The 19,691-nt window shown below is 39.2% G+C and carries 13 protein-coding genes; 10 read left to right on the forward strand and 3 right to left on the reverse strand.

Annotated elements, in window-relative coordinates; all coding sequences use genetic code 11:
- Window positions 1-10: 10 nt before the first annotated feature.
- Window positions 11-712 carry a LytR/AlgR family response regulator transcription factor gene (locus tag BT127_RS13495; protein ID WP_075425503.1) on the reverse strand — a complete coding sequence of 234 codons (702 nt, stop codon included), beginning with the start codon at window positions 710-712 and terminating at the stop codon, window positions 11-13.
- Window positions 713-1,232: 520 nt separating this feature from the next.
- Here BT127_RS13495 and BT127_RS13500 point away from each other — a divergent pair.
- From BT127_RS13500 to BT127_RS13515, 4 genes are all read left to right on the forward strand, one after another.
- Window positions 1,233-1,589: an Asp23/Gls24 family envelope stress response protein gene (locus BT127_RS13500; protein WP_075425504.1), complete on the forward strand. Its 357-nt coding sequence runs from the start codon at window positions 1,233-1,235 to the stop codon at window positions 1,587-1,589.
- 20 nt (window positions 1,590-1,609) lie between these two features.
- Window positions 1,610-3,265, forward strand: coding sequence for a DAK2 domain-containing protein (locus BT127_RS13505; RefSeq protein WP_075425505.1), 1,656 nt, complete (start codon window positions 1,610-1,612; stop codon window positions 3,263-3,265).
- A gap of 144 nt (window positions 3,266-3,409) precedes the next feature.
- The gene (locus BT127_RS13510; protein ID WP_075425506.1) at window positions 3,410-5,578 is read left to right on the forward strand and encodes an AAA family ATPase; all 2,169 of its coding nucleotides are present in this window, start codon (window positions 3,410-3,412) and stop codon (window positions 5,576-5,578) included.
- A 168-nt stretch (window positions 5,579-5,746) separates the two neighbouring features.
- The gene (locus BT127_RS13515) at window positions 5,747-8,293 is read left to right on the forward strand and encodes a dockerin type I domain-containing protein (RefSeq protein ID WP_075425507.1); all 2,547 of its coding nucleotides are present in this window, start codon (window positions 5,747-5,749) and stop codon (window positions 8,291-8,293) included.
- Between the two features lie 87 nt (window positions 8,294-8,380).
- Here BT127_RS13515 and BT127_RS13520 read toward each other — a convergent pair whose 3' ends face one another.
- Entirely contained in the window at window positions 8,381-8,698 is a 318-nt protein-coding gene (locus BT127_RS13520) for a hypothetical protein (protein ID WP_075425508.1), read from the reverse strand.
- A 286-nt stretch (window positions 8,699-8,984) separates the two neighbouring features.
- Here BT127_RS13520 and BT127_RS13525 point away from each other — a divergent pair, with 286 nt between their 5' ends.
- Both BT127_RS13525 and BT127_RS13530 read left to right on the forward strand, forming a co-directional pair.
- Window positions 8,985-9,998, forward strand: a complete 1,014-nt coding sequence (locus BT127_RS13525; protein WP_075425509.1) for a PDDEXK family nuclease — start codon at window positions 8,985-8,987, stop codon at window positions 9,996-9,998.
- 391 nt (window positions 9,999-10,389) lie between these two features.
- Complete coding sequence (locus BT127_RS13530) at window positions 10,390-14,943, forward strand: leucine-rich repeat protein (RefSeq protein ID WP_075425510.1); 4,554 nt, start codon at window positions 10,390-10,392, stop codon at window positions 14,941-14,943.
- A 367-nt stretch (window positions 14,944-15,310) separates the two neighbouring features.
- Here BT127_RS13530 and BT127_RS13535 read toward each other — a convergent pair whose 3' ends face one another.
- Window positions 15,311-16,081, reverse strand: coding sequence for a Fic family protein (locus BT127_RS13535; RefSeq protein WP_075425511.1), 771 nt, complete (start codon window positions 16,079-16,081; stop codon window positions 15,311-15,313).
- Between the two features lie 315 nt (window positions 16,082-16,396).
- Between BT127_RS13535 and BT127_RS13540 the strand changes: the two genes are divergently transcribed.
- From BT127_RS13540 to BT127_RS13555, 4 genes are all read left to right on the forward strand, one after another.
- A complete protein-coding gene (locus BT127_RS13540) occupies window positions 16,397-17,428 on the forward strand; it encodes a tyrosine-type recombinase/integrase (protein WP_075425512.1) in 1,032 nt (343 codons plus the stop codon).
- A 132-nt stretch (window positions 17,429-17,560) separates the two neighbouring features.
- Window positions 17,561-18,310: a ParA family protein gene (locus BT127_RS13545; protein ID WP_075425513.1), complete on the forward strand. Its 750-nt coding sequence runs from the start codon at window positions 17,561-17,563 to the stop codon at window positions 18,308-18,310.
- 2 nt (window positions 18,311-18,312) lie between these two features.
- Window positions 18,313-19,377 carry a ParB/RepB/Spo0J family partition protein gene (locus tag BT127_RS13550; protein WP_075425514.1) on the forward strand — a complete coding sequence of 355 codons (1,065 nt, stop codon included), beginning with the start codon at window positions 18,313-18,315 and terminating at the stop codon, window positions 19,375-19,377.
- A 38-nt stretch (window positions 19,378-19,415) separates the two neighbouring features.
- Window positions 19,416-19,625, forward strand: a complete 210-nt coding sequence (locus BT127_RS13555; protein WP_075425515.1) for a hypothetical protein — start codon at window positions 19,416-19,418, stop codon at window positions 19,623-19,625.
- Window positions 19,626-19,691 lie beyond the last annotated feature (66 nt).

Genomic DNA, 19,691 nt, shown 5'->3' on the forward strand with positions numbered 1-19,691 from the left:
TTTATCCTCCTTATATAACGCGTGAATTATTCTTCACGAAATCCATGTAAGCGTCCTTAAAGGGGGTAATATTTCTTCTGCTGATCGTGAAATCCTGATCAACACCCTCAAGGCGGAGGACGTTATTATTTATGCTGCTTACATACATCATGGACACTATGTATGACTTGTGTATCTTGAAAAACGGCATTCCTTCAAGACGTTTGTCCCATTCCTTCAGTGCGACTGTACACTCATAAACATTATCTTTGTTGTCATAGACATATGTGCCGTCGCCAAAGGCTTCAAAGTACATTACATCGGGAACGCTGAGTTCAAAGATCTTGCCCTTCTGGTTTATCACTATTTTTTCCTGTCCGACTATCTCTTTCTCTGCTTCTTCGAGAGCTTCATTAAGAGCATCTTCCTGAACAGGCTTTGAAAGGAATCTGAAGGCCTTAACCTTGAACGCATCCTGTATGCATTCGATATGGCTCGTAAGGAAAATAATGATAGAACCGACTGACAGTTTTCTGAGCTTTTTGGCAGTGTCCATTCCATTGAGCTCAGGCATTTCGATATCAAGAAATATGATATCGAACTTAATCCGTGAATCGATAAGTTCACGTCCGGTGCGGAATTCCTTTATCTCGAAGGTCTTGTTATACTTAACAAGCTTTTTGTAAAGGGTGTCCCGGAAGATCTGCTCATCGTCACAAATTGCGATTTTCATTACAATGATCCCTCCTTCGATAGTAATTATAACATACTCCAGTCATTTTTTCAACTACTTTTTGGAAAATTTAACGAGAATATTACAAAAGTCACAATTATCAGTTACAAATGTCACTAAACAGAGCATCAGAACTCCGTTTTTTTCGTTAACTTAGGGTAATTTCGACTTAATGTCCCGAGCCTTCAATCGCAAGAAATGGTCAGATTTAAGATTTTTAAACTTTTTAAAGTTGTGAGCAGTTAACATACATCGCACCGCTCAACGTTAAAATTATTAACTTCGCCTGTGCCTCAGTTCATTCTCATCAGTGTGAAAAAAGTAGTTCTCACCTCTTGTAAAAGCAAAATATTTATGGTATAATGAATGCAAAACATTCATTATACATTATCCTGATGCCCTTGCAGATACGCAGATCAGGGATCTGCTCCCTGCATATCGGGCAATTATACCATAACGCTTCGCTTTTATGGTATAATAAAAGTGTATATAGAAATTTAGAAAAGGGAGTGCTCGCAATATGGTAACATTGGAAAATCACATAGGAAAAATTTCTGTTTCGGAAAATTACCTCACAGAGATCGTGCGCCACGCAGTCTGCGATTGTTTCGGCGTTGCTGACGTATGCAATGTTAATACATTCCGCTCCGCTGTTTCGTCGATAACAAAGGGAAAGTTGTTTAAACGCAGGGGAGTAGTGATACGCACCGATAAAGAGGACGGACTTGTGATCGATCTTCATATCAAAGTCACCTACGGCACAAATATCGCCGCTGCAGTTAACAGCATAACCCACAAAGTTACCTTTACTGTCGAAGAGGCAGTGGGTATCGATGTACACAAAGTCAACGTGTATGTTGACGATATGAATAACTGAAAAAGTGGGAGGCTATAAAGGTGATAAATGGTGCATTATTCAGAGATGCGGTAATATCAGCTGCCATAACTCTGAACAACAGGAAAAGAGAAGTAGACGAACTGAATGTATATCCCGTTCCCGATGGTGATACGGGTACAAATATGTCGATGACTATAGGAAATTCCGTTGCCGAGCTTAAAAGGCTCCCCGACGGCGTTGATATATCAGAGGCAGCCTCTGCGGCAGCTTCTGCATTTCTCCGCGGTGCAAGAGGAAATTCGGGAGTTATACTCTCGCTTATTTTCCGCGGTATTTCCAAAGGTCTTTCCGACCTCAGCGAGGCAGGCTGCGAGGATTTCGCAAATGCGCTTGCTCTCGGAGTTGAATCCGCTTACAAGGCAGTTATGAAGCCTGTAGAGGGTACTATCCTCACTGTATCAAGATGTGCGGCTGAAAAGGCAAAGGAAATTGCTCTTTCAACTAACGATGACATCGTTTTCTGGAAGGAAGTCTGCGATGAGGCCGAAAAAGTTCTGGCACAGACCACAGAAATGCTTCCTCAGCTCAAAAAAGCAGGCGTTGTTGACGCAGGCGGCATGGGCTTCACTATAATAATCAAGGCTATGTACGAGGTATTCAACGGCGGTGCTATCGCAGAACCCGCCGAGGGTACAGAATCGGATGACAAGTCCGCTGACAGCTTCCGTGCAGCAGCAAGCCAGTATGATGACGATATAACATTCACATATTGCACAGAGTTCATGCTTGAAAAGCACGAGGACTGTCCCGATCCTTTCAAGCTCAGAGCTTACCTTGAAACTATAGGTGACTGCGTTGTACTTGTTGATGACGAAAAGATCATAAAGGTACACGTACACACGGATAACCCGGGCAAGGCTTTACAGAAGGCACTGGAATTCGGCTGCTTCATCAACGATCCTAAGCCGAAGATAGAGAATATGCGTATACAGCACGAAAAGCGCGTTAAAGAGGCTAAACAGCTCGAGGACGGATTTGCTCCCGCAATGCCCGAGAAGCAGTTTGGATTCGTTGCAGTTGCAGCAGGTCACGGTCTTGAAGCTATGTTCACCGACCTCGGCGCCGATGTTGTGGTACAGGGCGGACAGACTATGAACCCCTCTACCGATGATATACTCCGTGCTATACTTGCAACACCTGCAAAGACAGTATTCGTTCTTCCGAACAATAAAAACATCATAATGGCCGCTGAACAGGCAGTCAAGCTCACAGACAAGAGCGTATGCGTTCTTCAGACAAGAACAATACCGCAGGGCATCTCGGCTATGCTTGCTTTCGATGACAGCCTCAGCCTTGCAGATAACCGCATAAACATGACAAAGGCTCTTGAAAAAGTCTCTACAGGACTCATAACCTTTGCAGCAAGGAATTCCGAATTCGAGGGACATCCTATCAAGGAGGGCGAGATACTCGCACTTGATAACGGTAAGCTCTCGTTCACCGAAAAGGATATAAACAAGGCTACTCTCAAGCTCGTCAAGAAGCTTACAAAGGGCGACGCTTCATATGTAACCCTTATCTACGGCGCAGACGTTACCGCAGAAAATGCAGAGCAGATGCAGCAGCTTTTACAGTCCAAGCTCAGCGACAAGATAGAGGTAATGCTCGTAAGCGGCGGACAGCCTGTATACTACTATATCATATCTGTAGAATAATACTATTTTCGCTTTCAGATAACGAAGTCCCCAAAATTTCGGGGACTTCTCCATTTTACCGAAAATAAAGCGTTTCTTGACTTTATATGCTCAGGCATTATATAATAATATTACGCTTTTCTGATACGATCGGAGGGATATACCATGATACCAAAAATAAACTACAAGAAAGTAAAAGAAGAACTGCTGATTGAACACGGAGCCTTCTGCGCTTATTGTCAGAAACCTCTATATCCAAGTAATGCTACGATAGATTGTTTTCTCCCCATATCACTCTATCCGGAAAAAGCAACTGATAAAGATAATCTTATCCTGTGTTGTAAAGAATGCAATATTATTAAAGGCAGGAAATTACCATATGATGAAAACGGTAATATCGTATTGCTTTACCCTTATTCCGAAGAATACCAAAAACTCATCCGCGGAAGCAAAAACGGACAGCTGGTACTCAATCTTGATAATGCTACCCCCGCAATGCTGTCCACAGTTAAAATGCTGAGGCTGGATAAAAGGCCAAACGTACATATAAATCACGGAAATGCACCTGTCAGCGAAAAATTGGACAATATCAGTATTATTCCTTCCTATGAACTGAACCGCATAACTAAAGTTAAGATATGCAATTTCAAATCCATTCCCGAAATAGAATTATCACTCGACAGGATCAACGTTCTTGTGGGAGGAAACAACGCAGGCAAATCAAGCATATTACAGGCTGTTCAATTTGCTATCGGAGTCGCTCAGACCGCCAACAGATACGTAAGCGATACTTTTGCTGAGAAAAAGCTGACTTTCTGTGCCGATGCATCCGCATTTATGTACTCCCCTACCCGCGACCTGAATTCGCTTATCAGAGAAAATGACCTTCCAAATGAAAATAAAGCAGATTTTGTTTTTTCAACAGAAGATTCCAAGACCGATATAACTCTCGGTCATAAGATAAATAATTCATTTGAAGCCTCTATCAGCAGAACTGCGTTTTTCGATGCCATAAAAAGCGACACTTCTCCGTATTGTGTATATATTACAGGGCTTTCGGGATTGCCGCTCACAGAGGAATTTACCGCAAAAGCAAAGGTGCTGAAATCAGCCACAAGAGGCGATTCAAACCTGTATCTCAGGAACATCCTATGGCTTTTGCACGAAGACGAAGATAAAAGTAAATGGGAATCGTTTACGGAAAGCTTCGGCAGCTTTTACCCCGATCATACTATCAATATAAGCTTTTGTCCCGAAACGGACGAGACGATAAACGTTTATGCAGAGGTCAGCAAAGAAGGTTCGCCCGATATAAAAATCCCTCTTGATATGCTGGGCACAGGTGAGCTTCAGATAATACAGATATTTTCGTATATCAGCTATTTCACTCCTTCCATACTGATTCTGGACGAACCCGACACACACCTTCACCCTCTGAACCAGAAAAAACTGTTTGACCTCCTTAAGGAATATTCCGATAGCGAAGGCACTCAGATACTTATCGCAACTCATTCAAGGCACATTCTTGAAAAGGCACAGAATGCAGAAAACACATCTGTATTCTGGATAAATCACGGCAAAACCGCAAAAAAACTGGATCTAAGCTCAAATAAAGAACTCATAACCGTATTGCAGGATATTGGCGAAACCAATCTTGAAGAACTTTTATCTCCCGATCTTGAATGTGTGATTTTTACAGAGGATGAAAAAACAGCACAAACAGGATATCTTAAAGCTATTCTGAAATCATCGGGCATATCACCCGAATCAGCGGCGATAGTTCCTTACTTTGGCTGTTCCAAAACAGATAATATAATAACTGCTCAGAAACTCATTGAATGTTTCAACCCTGAACTGAAGGTCATCGTACACAGAGACCGTGATTATCTCGATGCCTATGAACAGGAGGCTTTCAAAAGCAGTTTCAATAAGAAGGGAATAAAAAACAAGATAAGTGTATGGTTTACCAAAGGATGCGATCTTGAATCTGTATTCGTAAATCATAAACATATAAAATATTGCTATCCTGAACTGGATGATGAGTTTATCTCAAACGCCATAAAAGAAGCATATGAAAAAGCAAAAGATTCAAGTATAAAGCGTATGTACAATCATCAGAATGAAAAAGAAAAGCCTGAAACGCCGCAATTTGATGCCGAATCCATATACGATAATGATCCTCAGTATTATTCCTATGGCAAAAAAACTTTTGGCTTCCTGAAATCAGCTCTGCAGAGTAAACTTCGCAAAAACCCCGATCTCATCCGCCCTTCGGAGTTTATCGCACAAGAAGAACTTGCAGAACTGATTTACGGAAAAAAACGAAAAAAATAAAGCCAACGCAAAAGCATTTGTTTTACCGAACGGAGCTTATCCCCGTCCGCCCGTCAATTGACATAAATAGCCTGTAATGGTATAATAACAATATGTTTTCTCGGGATAACCCCCTGAAAAGGTCAACCACAACCACAACCACAACAACTATACGGAGGTATGATTAATATGAGATCAAATAAAGCAGCAGCAATACTTATGTCAGGTGCTATGCTTCTTTCATCTGGTGCAGTTTATATGCCTATGTTCGGCGGAAGTGCGATAATAGCATCTGCTGCGGACAGAACTTCGGATGATATGCTGTCAGCCGCTGAAACATCAACAGCTTCAAGCGGACGTGTAAAGCTCTACTATAAGGGCGACCGTACTCAGTCCTTTAAAATGAGCGGCAGAACATACTATAACGGCGTTGATATGTCCATGCCTTATTCATCTTCTACATGTACAGTATCACTGGATGTATCAGCTGCAAAGACCATATCATGGACAACCGGACATGTAGACGGCGGCAGCACCTCCTCAGGAACACTTGAAATATACCTTGATGATGCGCTCTATGATTCTGTTCCGCTTAAGTGGAACATGACTCCCGAGGATTATAAAGACCTTGACGTTTCAGGAGCTTCAACTCTTAAACTGGTCGCAAAAGCCACAGGAGGCTGCGAATACGCTTTAGGAGACATCATCGTTGACGGTGCAGCTCCCGCACTATCTCACGATGTTCCCGAATACACAGATACCGCAGCTTTTATCAAAGGAAGATTTTATGCCAAAGAACAGCAGGACTTTCCAAGCGGTGACAAGTCCGAAAGCTTCAGCATGGCTGGCAGGAGCTACTATCAGGGTATCGTTCTGAAGGGAAGCTTCAGTTCAACTGTTTCCAACGAAGCCTTCAACGTTGAGAACGTCAGCAAGGTATCGTTTGATCTGGGACAGATAGACAACAACGGTCAGAATGAAGCTACACTCAATGTATACGTGGACGAGGAGTTCATCGATAAGTATCCCGTAAGCCACAGCGGCATCCAGCAGATATCACTGGATATCCCCGAGGATGCAAAAACTCTCAGGTTTGAAGCCGTAAGAGAGGGAAAAGTAGACATCGGTCTCGGCGATCTCCATGTAGACTCACTTGCAGCAGGCGAACAGCATTCAGTTCCCGAATATGAAAAATCTGGCGGTTTCATCGACAGCGGATACGATTCCTATAAGGTGACAAAATATACAGGCAACAGCAAAGCAAACAACTTCAACGTAAACGGAAGAACATACTACCAGGGAATTGTTTTCAACGCAAACTATTCTTCTGATGCAGGAAGGATAATCTTCAATACCGAGAACGTAAACGAACTGCTGTTCTCAATCGGATGCATCGATAATACAGGCACGGGAAGCGGTTCCATCCTTGTATACTATGATAATGTACTTAAAGAGCAGATCGCAGTATCACGCAATATGCCGATCATTGAAGGCTACCTGCTCAACGTAAGCGATGCTTCGGAAGTGCGTCTTGATTATCAGCCTGCCAGCCCGTCAGTTCAGGCTGCTCTCATGGATATCTCAGTGGACGGAAATCCAACCGCACTCGATCATATAGTACCGACCTACGATAAGACAAGCAGCTTCCTCGACAGCGGCTTCAATTCAAATAAGGTCACTGTCAAGAACGGCAACGGCAAGGCAGGCGCCTATGAAATGAACGGCAGAGTTTACTACGACGGTATCGTTTTCAACGGTTCATACAGCTCGGATGTTTCATACATTACATATAACGTAGAGAACATCAAGGAACTCTCATGGGATCTGGGACACGTCGACGGAAGCGGTCTTAAAAAAGGTACTCTTACAGTCTATCTTGATGACGCCGAGACCGAAACCTATGAGCTCGATCCTCAGATGCCTGTCAGCGAGGGCAGTATAGATGTTTCTTCCGCAAAAACCGCACGTTTCGTCCTTAATCGCGAAGGCGGCGGCGATTACGCTTTAGCAAACTTCAAGGCTGACGGCAAGGCTCCGGCTTATAAGTACGTTACCCCAGAATATGCCGACACCCAGGAATTTCTTAAGGATGCCTTCACCCCTTCCTCAAAGGTAAAGGTATACAACGGCGCAAGTCCTAAGGTTGAGAAATTCACAATGGGCGGCACAGAGTTCACACAGGGCATTATTTTCAGCTCTGCATACAGCTCCGACGGCGGATACATCAGCTTCAACACCGAAAACATCGACAATATCTACTTCAACGCAGGTCATATTGACTCCAACGAAAAGGGCAAGAACGCCGAACTTTATATTTACAAGGACGGCGTCCAAGATGATAAGATAACTCTTACACCTGATATGGGAAACATCCAGTACGTTTTCAGTACGAAGGATGCACAGTTCGTTCAATTCTATTACAAGCCAACAGGAAACGGCGAATACGCTATCGCCGATATCACCCTCACAGCTGCCGAAAAAGCTGCTCCCGAGTATACGCTGGGCGACGTAAACGAGGACGGTATGATAAACTCCTCTGATGCGACCGCTATACTCGTAGCTTATTCCGCTATGTCCACAGGTGAGCCTTCGGGACTTACAGATGCTCAGATAATTGCAGCAGACGTCGATTTCAATGATAAGATAGACGCATCCGATGCAACGGGAGTTCTCCAGTATTATTCCTACCTCTCAACAGGCGGAAAAGACAGTCCCGATAAGTTCTTCAAGAAATGATCCGATAACAACAAGTCCCCACTTTTGTGGGGACTTATTTTTATGCGTATTCTTAATTGTAAAAACAACAATATGATCGAGCTTGATTTAATAGCTATATGTAGTGAACTTCCACTGGACAAATATAAGCCCATTACCTTCCAGCACCTGATAGTGCGCTCCTGTTTTAAATAATGGCTTATTACAGGTAGAGCATATTACCCATTCATCGCGTTTAAGACGTACATAACAACCAGAAATGTCCACGAAAGTTTTATCCCAATCATCGGTATACCCTGCATATCTCTGACAATGATGCTGGCAGGCGGCATCTGCGGTCATATCAGGCTTGAAATCAGCAATGCCTATTCCAAAGAGAGTAGCTGCTATTGCAACCGCAGAAAGTTTGTTGAGTAATTTTTTCATTTTTATCAAGTCCTTTACATCATATTTAAAGTTAATAATGTAACTTTATGAGTTGTATTATATATTAATTTATATCATTTGTCAAGTGCTTTTATTAAATTCGTTGAGTTAAAAAGCACTTTCTCGATCGATAAAGCTCCTGTTTTATAAAACATATGACTATGGTTATTGAAACAAATCTCCTAATGATAAGTTATTATTGAACAAACTTTCACTTTTTTAAAGAAACCTATTGCTTTAATTCCAATTTCTGATATAATGAACATAGTAGAGGAGGGTATTCTATATGATCATAGCAAATAACAAAATGGCAACACTTACGCCATATATAGATGAATATGAACTTCAAGAATTGATAGCGGAAAAACCTGCCCTTATAACTGATGAAGAAAATTCAGAAGAATTGATATTTCTCAAAAGAGAGGTTCACCTCAAAGCCACCGGAAAAATAGATGTTTTAATGATGTCCCCTGCCGGAATCATCACAGTAGTAGAAGTAAAGCTTGCCAAAAATGCAGAAAGCAGACGCGAAGTGCTTGCTCAGATCTTCGATTATGTTTCTACATTATCAGAATATTCGTATTATGACCTTGATAGAGTCACAGATAACAGGTTAAGTGAAGAAGTCAGCGGATTGGATAATAGCGCTGAATTGCCGCGAATAATTGAAAACAATCTGAAATCAGGAACAATACGTTTGATAATTGCTGTTGATGACGCTAATGATAATCTACGCAGATTAACAAGATTTTTATCTGATCACACAGATTTTGATTTGAATCTTATTGAAATTAAAAAATACAGAAATCAAGGTACTGATATTTATAGTTCAAGTTCAGTTATAAAATCAAGTGAAAAATCAAATAAAACAGAGGACAGCAAAGAAAAATTCCAACCTTTTTTTAACATGATAAGTGAAATATGGGATAAAAAACATCCTGATATGCCATTATACGGATCTGCGGCAAATTACAGGCAAATACTTATAGATGATAACTATAAAAGTATCCATTATGAATTCACGTACTATGACAACGGTCTGCAAATTCGTTTAGATAATGAATTAAGCTATAACTCTTCGCTGGAAAAACCTGTTTCACAAGTTATAGACCAATTCAACGGATTAAAGATAGGTGAAAAAGCATTTAACGTAAGGCAGTATAATAAAAAGAGGCATACAGGTAGAGTACTATTTACAGAAATCGCTTCAAACGAAATTGAACAAGCGGTTTATATTATGGAAAAATTAATTAAAATCACTAAGAATGAAATTCTAAACATTTTAAAAAGCAATTATTAAAACTGACTTCTTACATAACAATTCATGCGTTATATAGTTCAAAAAGCACTTTCTCGATTGAGGAAGTGCTTTTTCATAAAAATCAAATCCCCTGACATAAGTCAAGGGATTTTCATGAGGGTGGGAGATTCGAATATATCTCTCTCGACTGAAAGAATCAGCCACAGAACGAGAATTGCCTTGATGAACAAAACAAAATACAAATAATATGCCGCAGTTTTTTATTTCCCTTGCAATTGAAAATCAGTTTTAAATAACGTATTGAAGATAATTTTTAATTGTTGATCAAGCATCATTTTAAAATGATTAAATAAATTGTCCAATTGCACAATGGACAAGTATGATTTTTCATGATATAATTAATGTATATTTGTATTTAGGGAGGAATTATATGTTAAAAAAACTGATCGCAGGAGCTCTAAGCGCCTCGCTTCTTGTCTCCGCAGCTGTATCGGGTAATCTTAATTCACTCGTTACAGAAAAAAACACACCTTCAGACAGAACTATTCAAAAATCGGAGTTGTCAGTTGAAGGATCAAATTCACTGGGAAAAATGATCGGAGACGCCTATTCTGAAAAAGAAGCCGAAGGAATACAACCGTTGTCAACTTCTTTTTCTGAAAAAGTGTTCGAAGTATCTGATCTGAATTTTGATCTTAATACAGGAAAGATTACTGTATATTCATCTCAAAGTTTAGATTGTGAGATTCTTGTATCATTTATTGATGAGGATAACAAATCAAACAAAATAGACCTCAAATCGAAAAGCAGTAAAGGTTGTAATGTGCTTACGGAACTAAGTGTTGATGTAAATGAGCTTCCGGAATTCTTTAATGTAAGGGCAGTACTTGTTGATTATAGCGGCCATGAATTATGTAAAGCGTCATACTTTAATCATTTTACACATTTCATGCAAGAAATGTATCAGGCTACAATTAATGATTTTGATGAAGCATATGTAGTTAATCTTGATGATGATGAAACCACAAATTTCTTCGTTTTAAACGAAAAAACTGTTATAGCAGATAGTTCAGATGATTCCAATACCCTTGTATCAGCTGATTACGATAATGATACTTATGTTTTTGATAATATCGATGATTCTATCCGTAATTTAAAAGAAGGCGATTACCTTTATGTTCGTCCGAATGAAACAGATATAATAGCTGTATCGTTAAGTGATATCAACATCTCTGGTAATAAAGCAACCGTTGTAGGCGGCGATAATACTGAAGATATGTTTGATTTCGTAAAAATAAATGCAGATAATGATGATTTTGAAGTTACGAAAATAGAAGAAACAAATAAAGATGATATTGATTATATTGGAACACATGAAGAGAATGGTATAGAAACATATGATTTCAATATAAGTATTCTTAAAGATGAAGAGCAGATACCTGCTATTATGTCTAACAATTTAGATGAAATCGTAGATTACGCTTTATGGATGGAAAATTTTAAAAAGAATTTATCTTTAACCGAAAAACAAGAAATCCAACTTGGAAGCGAGAAAAAACTGGAAATCCCTGCAATTGATAATAATCATTTAGAATTAAAGGGTACATTGTCATTGAAACTTCCATCACTTAATGTCAACTTTTATAAAAGATATAAAGAATTATCCATAGATATTGAGATAAAAGCTTCAGTTTCAGCTAAAGTTACAGGTAAGCTAAAGGTAGAGAGTAACGAAATCCCGTTGTTTTATCTATGGTGTGCTACACCAATAATGGGAGTACAGGTTATATTTTCACCTTCTTTAAAAATTGAAGGCAAAGTTGAGTTTGAAGTCTCTTGTGAATTCTCACCATCTATCAAAGCATCTTATGACGGCGGAAGCGGCCTTAAAATAACCAATACTCCGGATAATGTTGCGAAAACAACCGCATTTAATTATAAAGTAGCAGGCACTGTAACGATCACAATAGATTTGAAACCTGCAATAGTATTTATATCAGAAAAAATTGCATCTTTGGGTGCTGAAGCTTCAGTAGGATTAGAGTTGACTGCACCTTTGTTAGATGCAAAATGGAATCTGTTTGAAAAAAACGTTGATGACATATTTACAATAAAAAAATGCTATTTCCCAATTGTTGTTGATAATGAACCAATTGATGGAACTATTGATGAATGTGCGGCAAGAGGATTTCCATGTTTTACAGTTAATAGTAAATTATTCTTTAAGGGAGCAATTGTTTTTGATGCGTTTATTTTAAAACAACCTTTAAAAGTAAGCACGCCATCATTTGATATCAATTTACCCGATGCTTATATTTCACTTGCCTTCAATGAAGTTGGTTTTGGTGAGTGCCCGCACAAATATTGCAGAGTCAAATTAGTTCTATGCGGTACTACCGATCAACAGAATAATATAGAAAGTATACAAGTTGATGGAGAAAAAGCTTATATGTCTACATCAGATCTTGGTGTTGTGGCGTATATGTATTGTCGTCCAAATTCAAGCCACCAATACAGTTATAAAACCAAGGATGGTAAAACCAGTGGTGAGCAATCATTTACAGTAAAAAATGCTGGAACAACTGTAATGGTAGATCTATCATCAAATTCAGTTACAGTCGATAATCCTACTATGCCCGTAACATCTGCTGTAACAATGCCTACTGTTACAACTGTTTTAACTACAACTAATGAAAAACAGGGACAAGAAGAGAATGTAGCAAATGGTCGATTAAATAACTCAAAAACTACTCCTAAATGGCCTGTTGAAGAATTGCCTGAAAGCGATATAACTTATACTCTTTCCCGTAATGGTTATATGAGTATAATTGGTTATGGTAATATGAAAAGTAATCAGCTTTCTAAAAATGATATAATTAAAAATAATCTGAAAGAGGTTGTAATTGAAGATCTTGATCCTGACAATGGACAAGTTATTACCAATATCGGAGCAAACCTCTTTAAAGATTGCGAAAATCTTGAAACAGTAGTTCTTCCGGCAACTATTGAAACAATAGATTCATTTGCCTTCAGCGGATGTACAAACCTGAAATCCATAACATACGAAGGTTCACCCAATAAAGACAAAGCCATTGATCTACCTCCGTCATTAAAATCAATCGGCGATAGTGCGTTTAAAAACTGTTCTTCTCTTGATGGTGAACTTGATCTTACTCGTAATAGTGCTCTTGTAGAGATTGGTGAATTTGCTTTTTCGGGTTGCACAGGAATTACAAGTATTAAAACGCTTGTTCATGCATCGGATATTGGATTGTGTGCTTTTAGTTGTTCAAACTTAGAGGAATTGACTATTCCTGAAGCTGACAATATGCTATATATCTGTTTTGGCGCTGGAGAAAACGCCTCTAATAATGTTCCGGAATCATTAAAGAAAATTACTATACTTGAGGGAAATGCTGTAGAAAAAGATACTTTTCGCAATTTTAAATGGATTGAAACAGTAGTTCTTCCGGCAAATCTTGAAAGAATAGATGCTCGTGCGTTCTGGGGATGCACCAGTTTGAAATCTATAACATACGAAGGTTCACCAAATGCAGGCAAAAAAGCGATTGATCTGCCTCCATCATTGACAGCTATTGGTACTTTTAGCGCTGCTGTAGATGAAGGAAATTCGGTTTTCGCAGATTGTTCTTCACTTGAAGGTGAACTCGACCTTACCGGTAATAGTGCTCTTGAAGAGATTGGTACATCAGCTTTTTCAGGTTGTGAAGGAATAACATCTGTTCATATTCCGGGAAATGTCAAAACTATTGGCGGCAGCTGCTTTAGTGGATGCTCAAATTTGACAAAAGCTATCATTGAACCAGAGGATGAATCAGAGGATAAAAATATAGGAGAAGGTCTTTTTAACTATTGTCCTAAGTTAGAAGAACTGTCTCTTCCTTTTGCCGGATTTAATATAAAAAATGTAAACACGCCTGATGATAGAGCATATGAAGATGTGTACAAGATTTATAATAGCACTTCTCCGAATACTACCAACTCATTAAAAACGATTAATATCCTTGGCGGAAAGAGAATACCAACTGTTGCATTTCAGAGTGAAACAACTCCGGACCGTTTCCCAAATCTGGAAACTATAAATATCGCTAAATCTGTAACGATTATTGAAAATGGAGCGTTTAGTGGCTGCAGTGTAAAAAATATTAACTTTGCCGGTCCGGTTACTAAAATTGGGGACAGAGCCTTTGATAATTGTGCTGAGCTTATTTCGGTTAAACTTAATGATTCAATTAGCTCAATAGGTTATTCTGCTTTTAAGGGTTGCAAAAACCTTAAAAAGATTTCTATCCCTGAAACAGTTGAAAAAATAGGAAACGATGCCTTTTCAGGATGCTCTTCACTAAAAGAAATCACTATTCCGAATGGTATAACAAGTATTCCTGATAATTGCTTTAATGGCTGCACATCACTTGAATCTATAATTATTCCTGAATCAATCGATACAATCGGTACGAATGCTTTCTTCGGAGGAAATAAAATAACTAAAATATTTATTCCTGAAGGTTTAAACAAATTAGGTTCTTTTGCGTTTGGAACGGTGATCAACGATGATTTCAGTACAGTTTATTACGGTGGTACTGAAGAAGAATGGGAAGCTTTAAAGAAGAAACAGAGTATAAGTGTAAGTAATAATAATTATACAAGTGAATTAAATGGAAACGACAGCATATTCAATGCAAATGTTATATTCAACGCCAAACCCGAGGATATGTCATCATACGTTGCATCGCAGGAAGAATTTGTACCGTCAGGTGACGTAAATGGAAACGGTAAGCTTGATCTGGGTGATGCTCTGGCTATACTTCAGTATATTGCCAATTCAAGCAAATATCCACTAAGTGAGGAAGCAATAAAACAAGCTGACGTATATAATACCGGTGACGGCATAACACCTATGGACGCACTTGCTATACAGCAGTACGATGCAGGATTGATAGATTCATTACCTGTATACAGATGATCATGACCAAATGATGTAAGTAAGAACTTTGTTTTTGTAAATGCCGTAGGTACGCATATTACGCCTGACTCAGTGACTGTTCCGTTCAGAAAGTTACTTGACGTAAACAATCTGCCGCATCTACAATTTCATGTACTAATGCACTTCCACATCAGTCTTCTCGCTAATAACACGGCGTTTACAATGAAGCAGATATAGGACTATGCAGGTCATGAAGACTCCCTCACAACTTTTAACGTGTACATTCACACCAATGATTCAGCTAAGAAAACTGAAATGGACTATATCACAAACTGCTTCACCGCCTTATTCAATGGCGATGATGATGAATAAAAACGAAAGTCCCCGCAGCTGCGGGGACAAAGTTTTATATATGCTTGTTTATGAGTTCTCTTGCTGTAAGCTCGGTTTTATCATAGCTGATACGGAAGTAGTCAAGGATAGCCTTCATATCGTCCTGCATGGACAGGAATACATCTATCAACCGTTCTTTTTTCTCGTCCGACTGCCATTCCTTTAGTCCGACGTAGTAGAAGTGCTTGACATCTTCGTTGATGAAGAAAGGAACAATGTTGTCAGCGAGGCACTGTTTCAGCATCAGAAGCCGGCCTATTCGACCGTTTCCGTCGTAGAAGGGGTGTATCTTCTCAAATGTTGCGTGGAACTCAGCAACGTCATACAGGTCGAGAGAAGGCTTGCTTTCGTATTTGCTGAGCAGGTTCTGTACAAGACCTGAGACATCTTCCGGCAGAGCTGTCTCTATTTCGCCTACCTCGTTTGGATATTTCTTATAGTCGCCGATAACTGCATAATCCGTGTCGTCCTCCATAACGCTGTTCTTCAGCATACGGTGGAGCTGCTTTATATAGTCCTCAGTTATAGGCTCATTGACGGTGTCGAGGATATAGTCGAAGCATCTGAAATGGTTTGCCGCTTCAAATACATCGTTGACAGGAGCGGTACCGTCGATAGTGCGTGTCTCATAGATATATCTGGTCTGGTCGTGGGTTAGTCTGCTGCCTTCGATGTGGTTGGAGTTGTAAGCGAAATCAACCTGCATCCTGTTATATATGCTGCCCTTGATCTTTCTGCTCTTCTCAGAAAGCAGAACAGGCAGTAGTTCTCTTGTATCCGACATAAGGAACCTCCTTATCTTTTATAATATTATAACAAGCTATAAAATATTAGTCAAGACGCTTTAACAGAAGAACTGTTATCCCGATGGACGAAAGAACTATTCTGCTGATTTTTTATCGTCTTTATTCGTCCTTGATTTTGCAGGTATCGCAAAATAGCGTAGGAAAAATGTAGGAAATCAACGAAAAAGGCACTTCCTCGATTGAGAAAGTGCCTATTCTTCTGGGGTGGGAGATGGGATTCGAAGAGCTTTACAGTTATTTTATTTTTTGATATAATGATATTGTAGAACAATATCAACAAAAGGAGAATAATTATGAATAAAACCGAGAAATTCGACGTACTAAGCTATATGAGAAGTATCACACCTTCCAAACCTAAAGACCTAAACAACTATACAATAGCACAATGGACTGATTATTGGCTTAATGTTTACTGTGGTGGTATAAAAACAACCACTTACCGCAGCTATGAAAGCATAATAGAGCATCATATTAAGCCTGTACTGGGAAATGTGTTGTTAAAGGAGCTCACAGCTGAAGATGTGCAACTCTTTATTAACAGTATGAAGATCGGAGTTGGTATTGATGCTCCTTTATCTCCCAAAACCATAAAAAATGTTCACGGAGTGCTTCATAAAGCTCTTGTTTCCGCAAAAAACAATAACTATATTGAACATAATCCTGCCGATAGAGCTATTCTTCCGTCAATCCCCCATAATGAAATCCATGTATTATCTATGTCAGAGGTAAGAACGTTTATCAGAGCTATCCGAGGACATGACAAAGAATACCTATATCTGATAACGCTTTTCAGTGGACTCAGGGAAGGGGAAGTTATCGGACTTACTTGGGATTGTATTAATTTCGATGAAGGCTACATAAAGGTATACAGACAGTTGATAAGAAGGAAAAACGCTTCTGGTCATGGACAGCATTATGAATGGGGTTCATTGAAAAACAATAAATCAAGAAAGATTTATCTTTGTCCGACAGCGATGCAGATACTCTTGAAGCTGAAAGCTGAGAGAAAAAGCAACGAATTTGTATTTGTAAATGCTGACGGCTCACATTATACACATTGCGCAGTCTATAATGCTTTGCAGAAAATCATCAGCAAATCAGGCATGTGCCATTTCCGCTTCCATGATCTACGGCATACATACGCTACAATGGCACTGAAAGCAGGAGTTGACATAAAGACACTGCAGTATAATCTTGGTCATTATACTGCTTCATTCACACTTGATGTTTACGGACACTGTACAGATGATATGCGCAATGAGAGTTCCAGAAAGATTGAGAAGCTTATAATTAACACATTACCTACGGTTATTCTTTCTCCATGAGAATTAATAACGGCATAGAGTGTGGTTGCAAACACATATGGACGGTATTGCCCTACCGTCCATTTTCTATGTCTTATAAACAAAAAGGGCAGATAAAATAAAAGCACCATAGGTGCAGAAAGAGGGCAAACAATGAAATCAATTGCAATTTTCAACAACAAAGGCGGAGTATCCAAAACAACAACAGTGCTTAATGTAGCATACATCCTCGGAGAGATCTATAAAAGAAAAGTGCTTGTTGTTGACTGTGACGGACAACAGAACGCATCAAGGTTTCTTGCATCAGAAGTAAACAGCGCCGGTATAGAAAGTGTACTGCTAAATACGAAAGTATCACCAGAAGATGCGTTATCAGAAACAAGATATCAAAATATAAAAGTCATAACATCAACAACTGATATGAATCACTGCGCTGAATTATTTCAGAACCTGAGTGATTCAGAGAGAGAACAGAACATTAGCAAGCTGTCAAGTTATTGGAATGATCAATACGATTATGTACTGCTTGACCTACCTCCTGCACTTAATAGTCTGACGGAGCAGCTCATCGGTATAACAGACGGTGTAATAGTTCCTGTAGAGCTTGGAAGCTTTGCAATACAGGGTATCGCAAAGGTAACTGAAACAATCAATAGAGTAGGAGCAGCCTTTATCGGCTGCTTTATTTCTAAGTACGATAAGAAGAATAAAGCTGACGAGGAGTTGAAGAAACTGCTTGAAAATAATCTTGGCAATAAGGTGTTCAGTACAGTGATCCCTTATTCCAATATAATAAGAAACAGTATTAACTATAAAATGACAGCTTACGAATATATGCACTGGCTCGGTCCTGCAAAGAAATATGTTGAGCTGACCGAAGAAATAATTAGAAAGGTGGGTTGATCATGGGAAGATTTACAATAGATGCATCAATAGCAGCGGATATAAAGTCCGCTGCATCTGATAGCTTCAAGGATAACATTAAAATGATAGAGATAAGTAAAATCAGAGAAAGCATAGATAACTTCTACAGCATGAGTGACATTGATATCCTTGCGGACGATATAGAACGTCAGGGACTTAAACACAATCTGGTTGTCTCAGAAGATAAAGAAAATCTTGGTACATACTTTATAAAGAGCGGACATAGACGTTTTACAGCTATCAAGAAACTAATCAGTGAGAACCGATATACCTCAAAGTATGTTCCTTGCCTTGTGGACGGAACTAAATCAAAAGATGAAAGTATCCTCGATCTGATAATGCTTAATGCTACAACAAGAGTTATGACTGACTCAGAACTTTACAAGCAGTATGAAGTGCTAAAGGAAACTTTGGAACGCCTGAAAGCAGACGGCATGAAAATCAAAGGACGTCTCCGTGACAAAGTTGCGGAAGCTCTTAATGTATCTCCTGCACAGGTCGGCAAGATAGAGAACATCAAGCATAACGCAGTTGATGAAGTCAAGGAAGCCGTAAAGAATGGTGATATGACAATAGCAACTGCCGATAGTATCGCAAAGCTCCCCGAGGAAGATCAGGCTGAAATAGTAACAGAAAAGCCTGTAGCAGCAATAACTACGAAGGACGTTAAAGAGCGTTCAGAGAAAAAAACAAACACCGCACCTGGGAAGAAAGATAATAACGCAGAAGAATCGATAGAGAATGAACAAACTAACATAAACGAACTGGATGATTTGATACCTGAGATACCCGAAGATAAAGAAATGAAAGATGCTGCCGAAAAGCACTTAAAACTTGTAAGGTGGGCACAGACTGTTAATAACGATCAGCTTCAATTTCTCCTTGATGCAGGTTGGTATAATTCAGCTATCAAGGGATATTTACTTCTTGCAGCCGAAGAAGCTGACTTTACAAAAGAGCAAATGAATATGCTCTTAGGAGGAATTAGAAAAGCTTTATCAAACTACAACAAGATAGATGCTGAGAAAAAGTATCTTAATTACTAATAAACCCTAACATCATAGAATATAAGGAGAGAGTAACTATGAATGATACAATCGGTACAATTGGAATAATTATAAGCCTGATAATAGAAGTATATGTATATTCACGTTTGATGCCAGTCGCTTTAAAACTGGCTGATAAAACACAAAAGCCTATATACAAAAAAATTACAATAGCAGTGCTACTCGCTGTACCAATACTTTTACTTGCATTATTTGAGATATACTTATTTGTATACCTCAAAAGATAAGAAATAATCATAAGCATTGTTCAAGCGCACTGAAAGTTCGGTGCGCTTTTTAGAGTGCTTATGCTC

This window comes from Ruminococcus sp. XPD3002, assembly GCA_900119535.1.
Classification (GTDB): Bacteria; Bacillota; Clostridia; order Oscillospirales; family Ruminococcaceae; genus Ruminococcus; species Ruminococcus flavefaciens_H.

Bases quoted from the DNA above. Each gene is read 5' to 3' on its own strand.
- BT127_RS13495 (WP_075425503.1), bottom strand. From the start codon at position 712: ATGAAAATCGCAATTTGTGACGATGAGCAGATCTTCCGGGACACCCTT.
- BT127_RS13500 (WP_075425504.1), top strand. From the start codon at position 1,233: ATGGTAACATTGGAAAATCACATAGGAAAAATTTCTGTTTCGGAAAAT.
- BT127_RS13510 (WP_075425506.1), top strand. From the start codon at position 3,410: ATGATACCAAAAATAAACTACAAGAAAGTAAAAGAAGAACTGCTGATT.
- BT127_RS13515 (WP_075425507.1), top strand. From the start codon at position 5,747: ATGAGATCAAATAAAGCAGCAGCAATACTTATGTCAGGTGCTATGCTT.
- BT127_RS13520 (WP_075425508.1), bottom strand. From the start codon at position 8,698: ATGAAAAAATTACTCAACAAACTTTCTGCGGTTGCAATAGCAGCTACT.
- BT127_RS13525 (WP_075425509.1), top strand. From the start codon at position 8,985: ATGATCATAGCAAATAACAAAATGGCAACACTTACGCCATATATAGAT.
- BT127_RS13530 (WP_075425510.1), top strand. From the start codon at position 10,390: ATGTTAAAAAAACTGATCGCAGGAGCTCTAAGCGCCTCGCTTCTTGTC.
- BT127_RS13535 (WP_075425511.1), bottom strand. From the start codon at position 16,081: ATGTCGGATACAAGAGAACTACTGCCTGTTCTGCTTTCTGAGAAGAGC.
- BT127_RS13540 (WP_075425512.1), top strand. From the start codon at position 16,397: ATGAATAAAACCGAGAAATTCGACGTACTAAGCTATATGAGAAGTATC.
- BT127_RS13545 (WP_075425513.1), top strand. From the start codon at position 17,561: ATGAAATCAATTGCAATTTTCAACAACAAAGGCGGAGTATCCAAAACA.
- BT127_RS13550 (WP_075425514.1), top strand. From the start codon at position 18,313: ATGGGAAGATTTACAATAGATGCATCAATAGCAGCGGATATAAAGTCC.
- BT127_RS13555 (WP_075425515.1), top strand. From the start codon at position 19,416: ATGAATGATACAATCGGTACAATTGGAATAATTATAAGCCTGATAATA.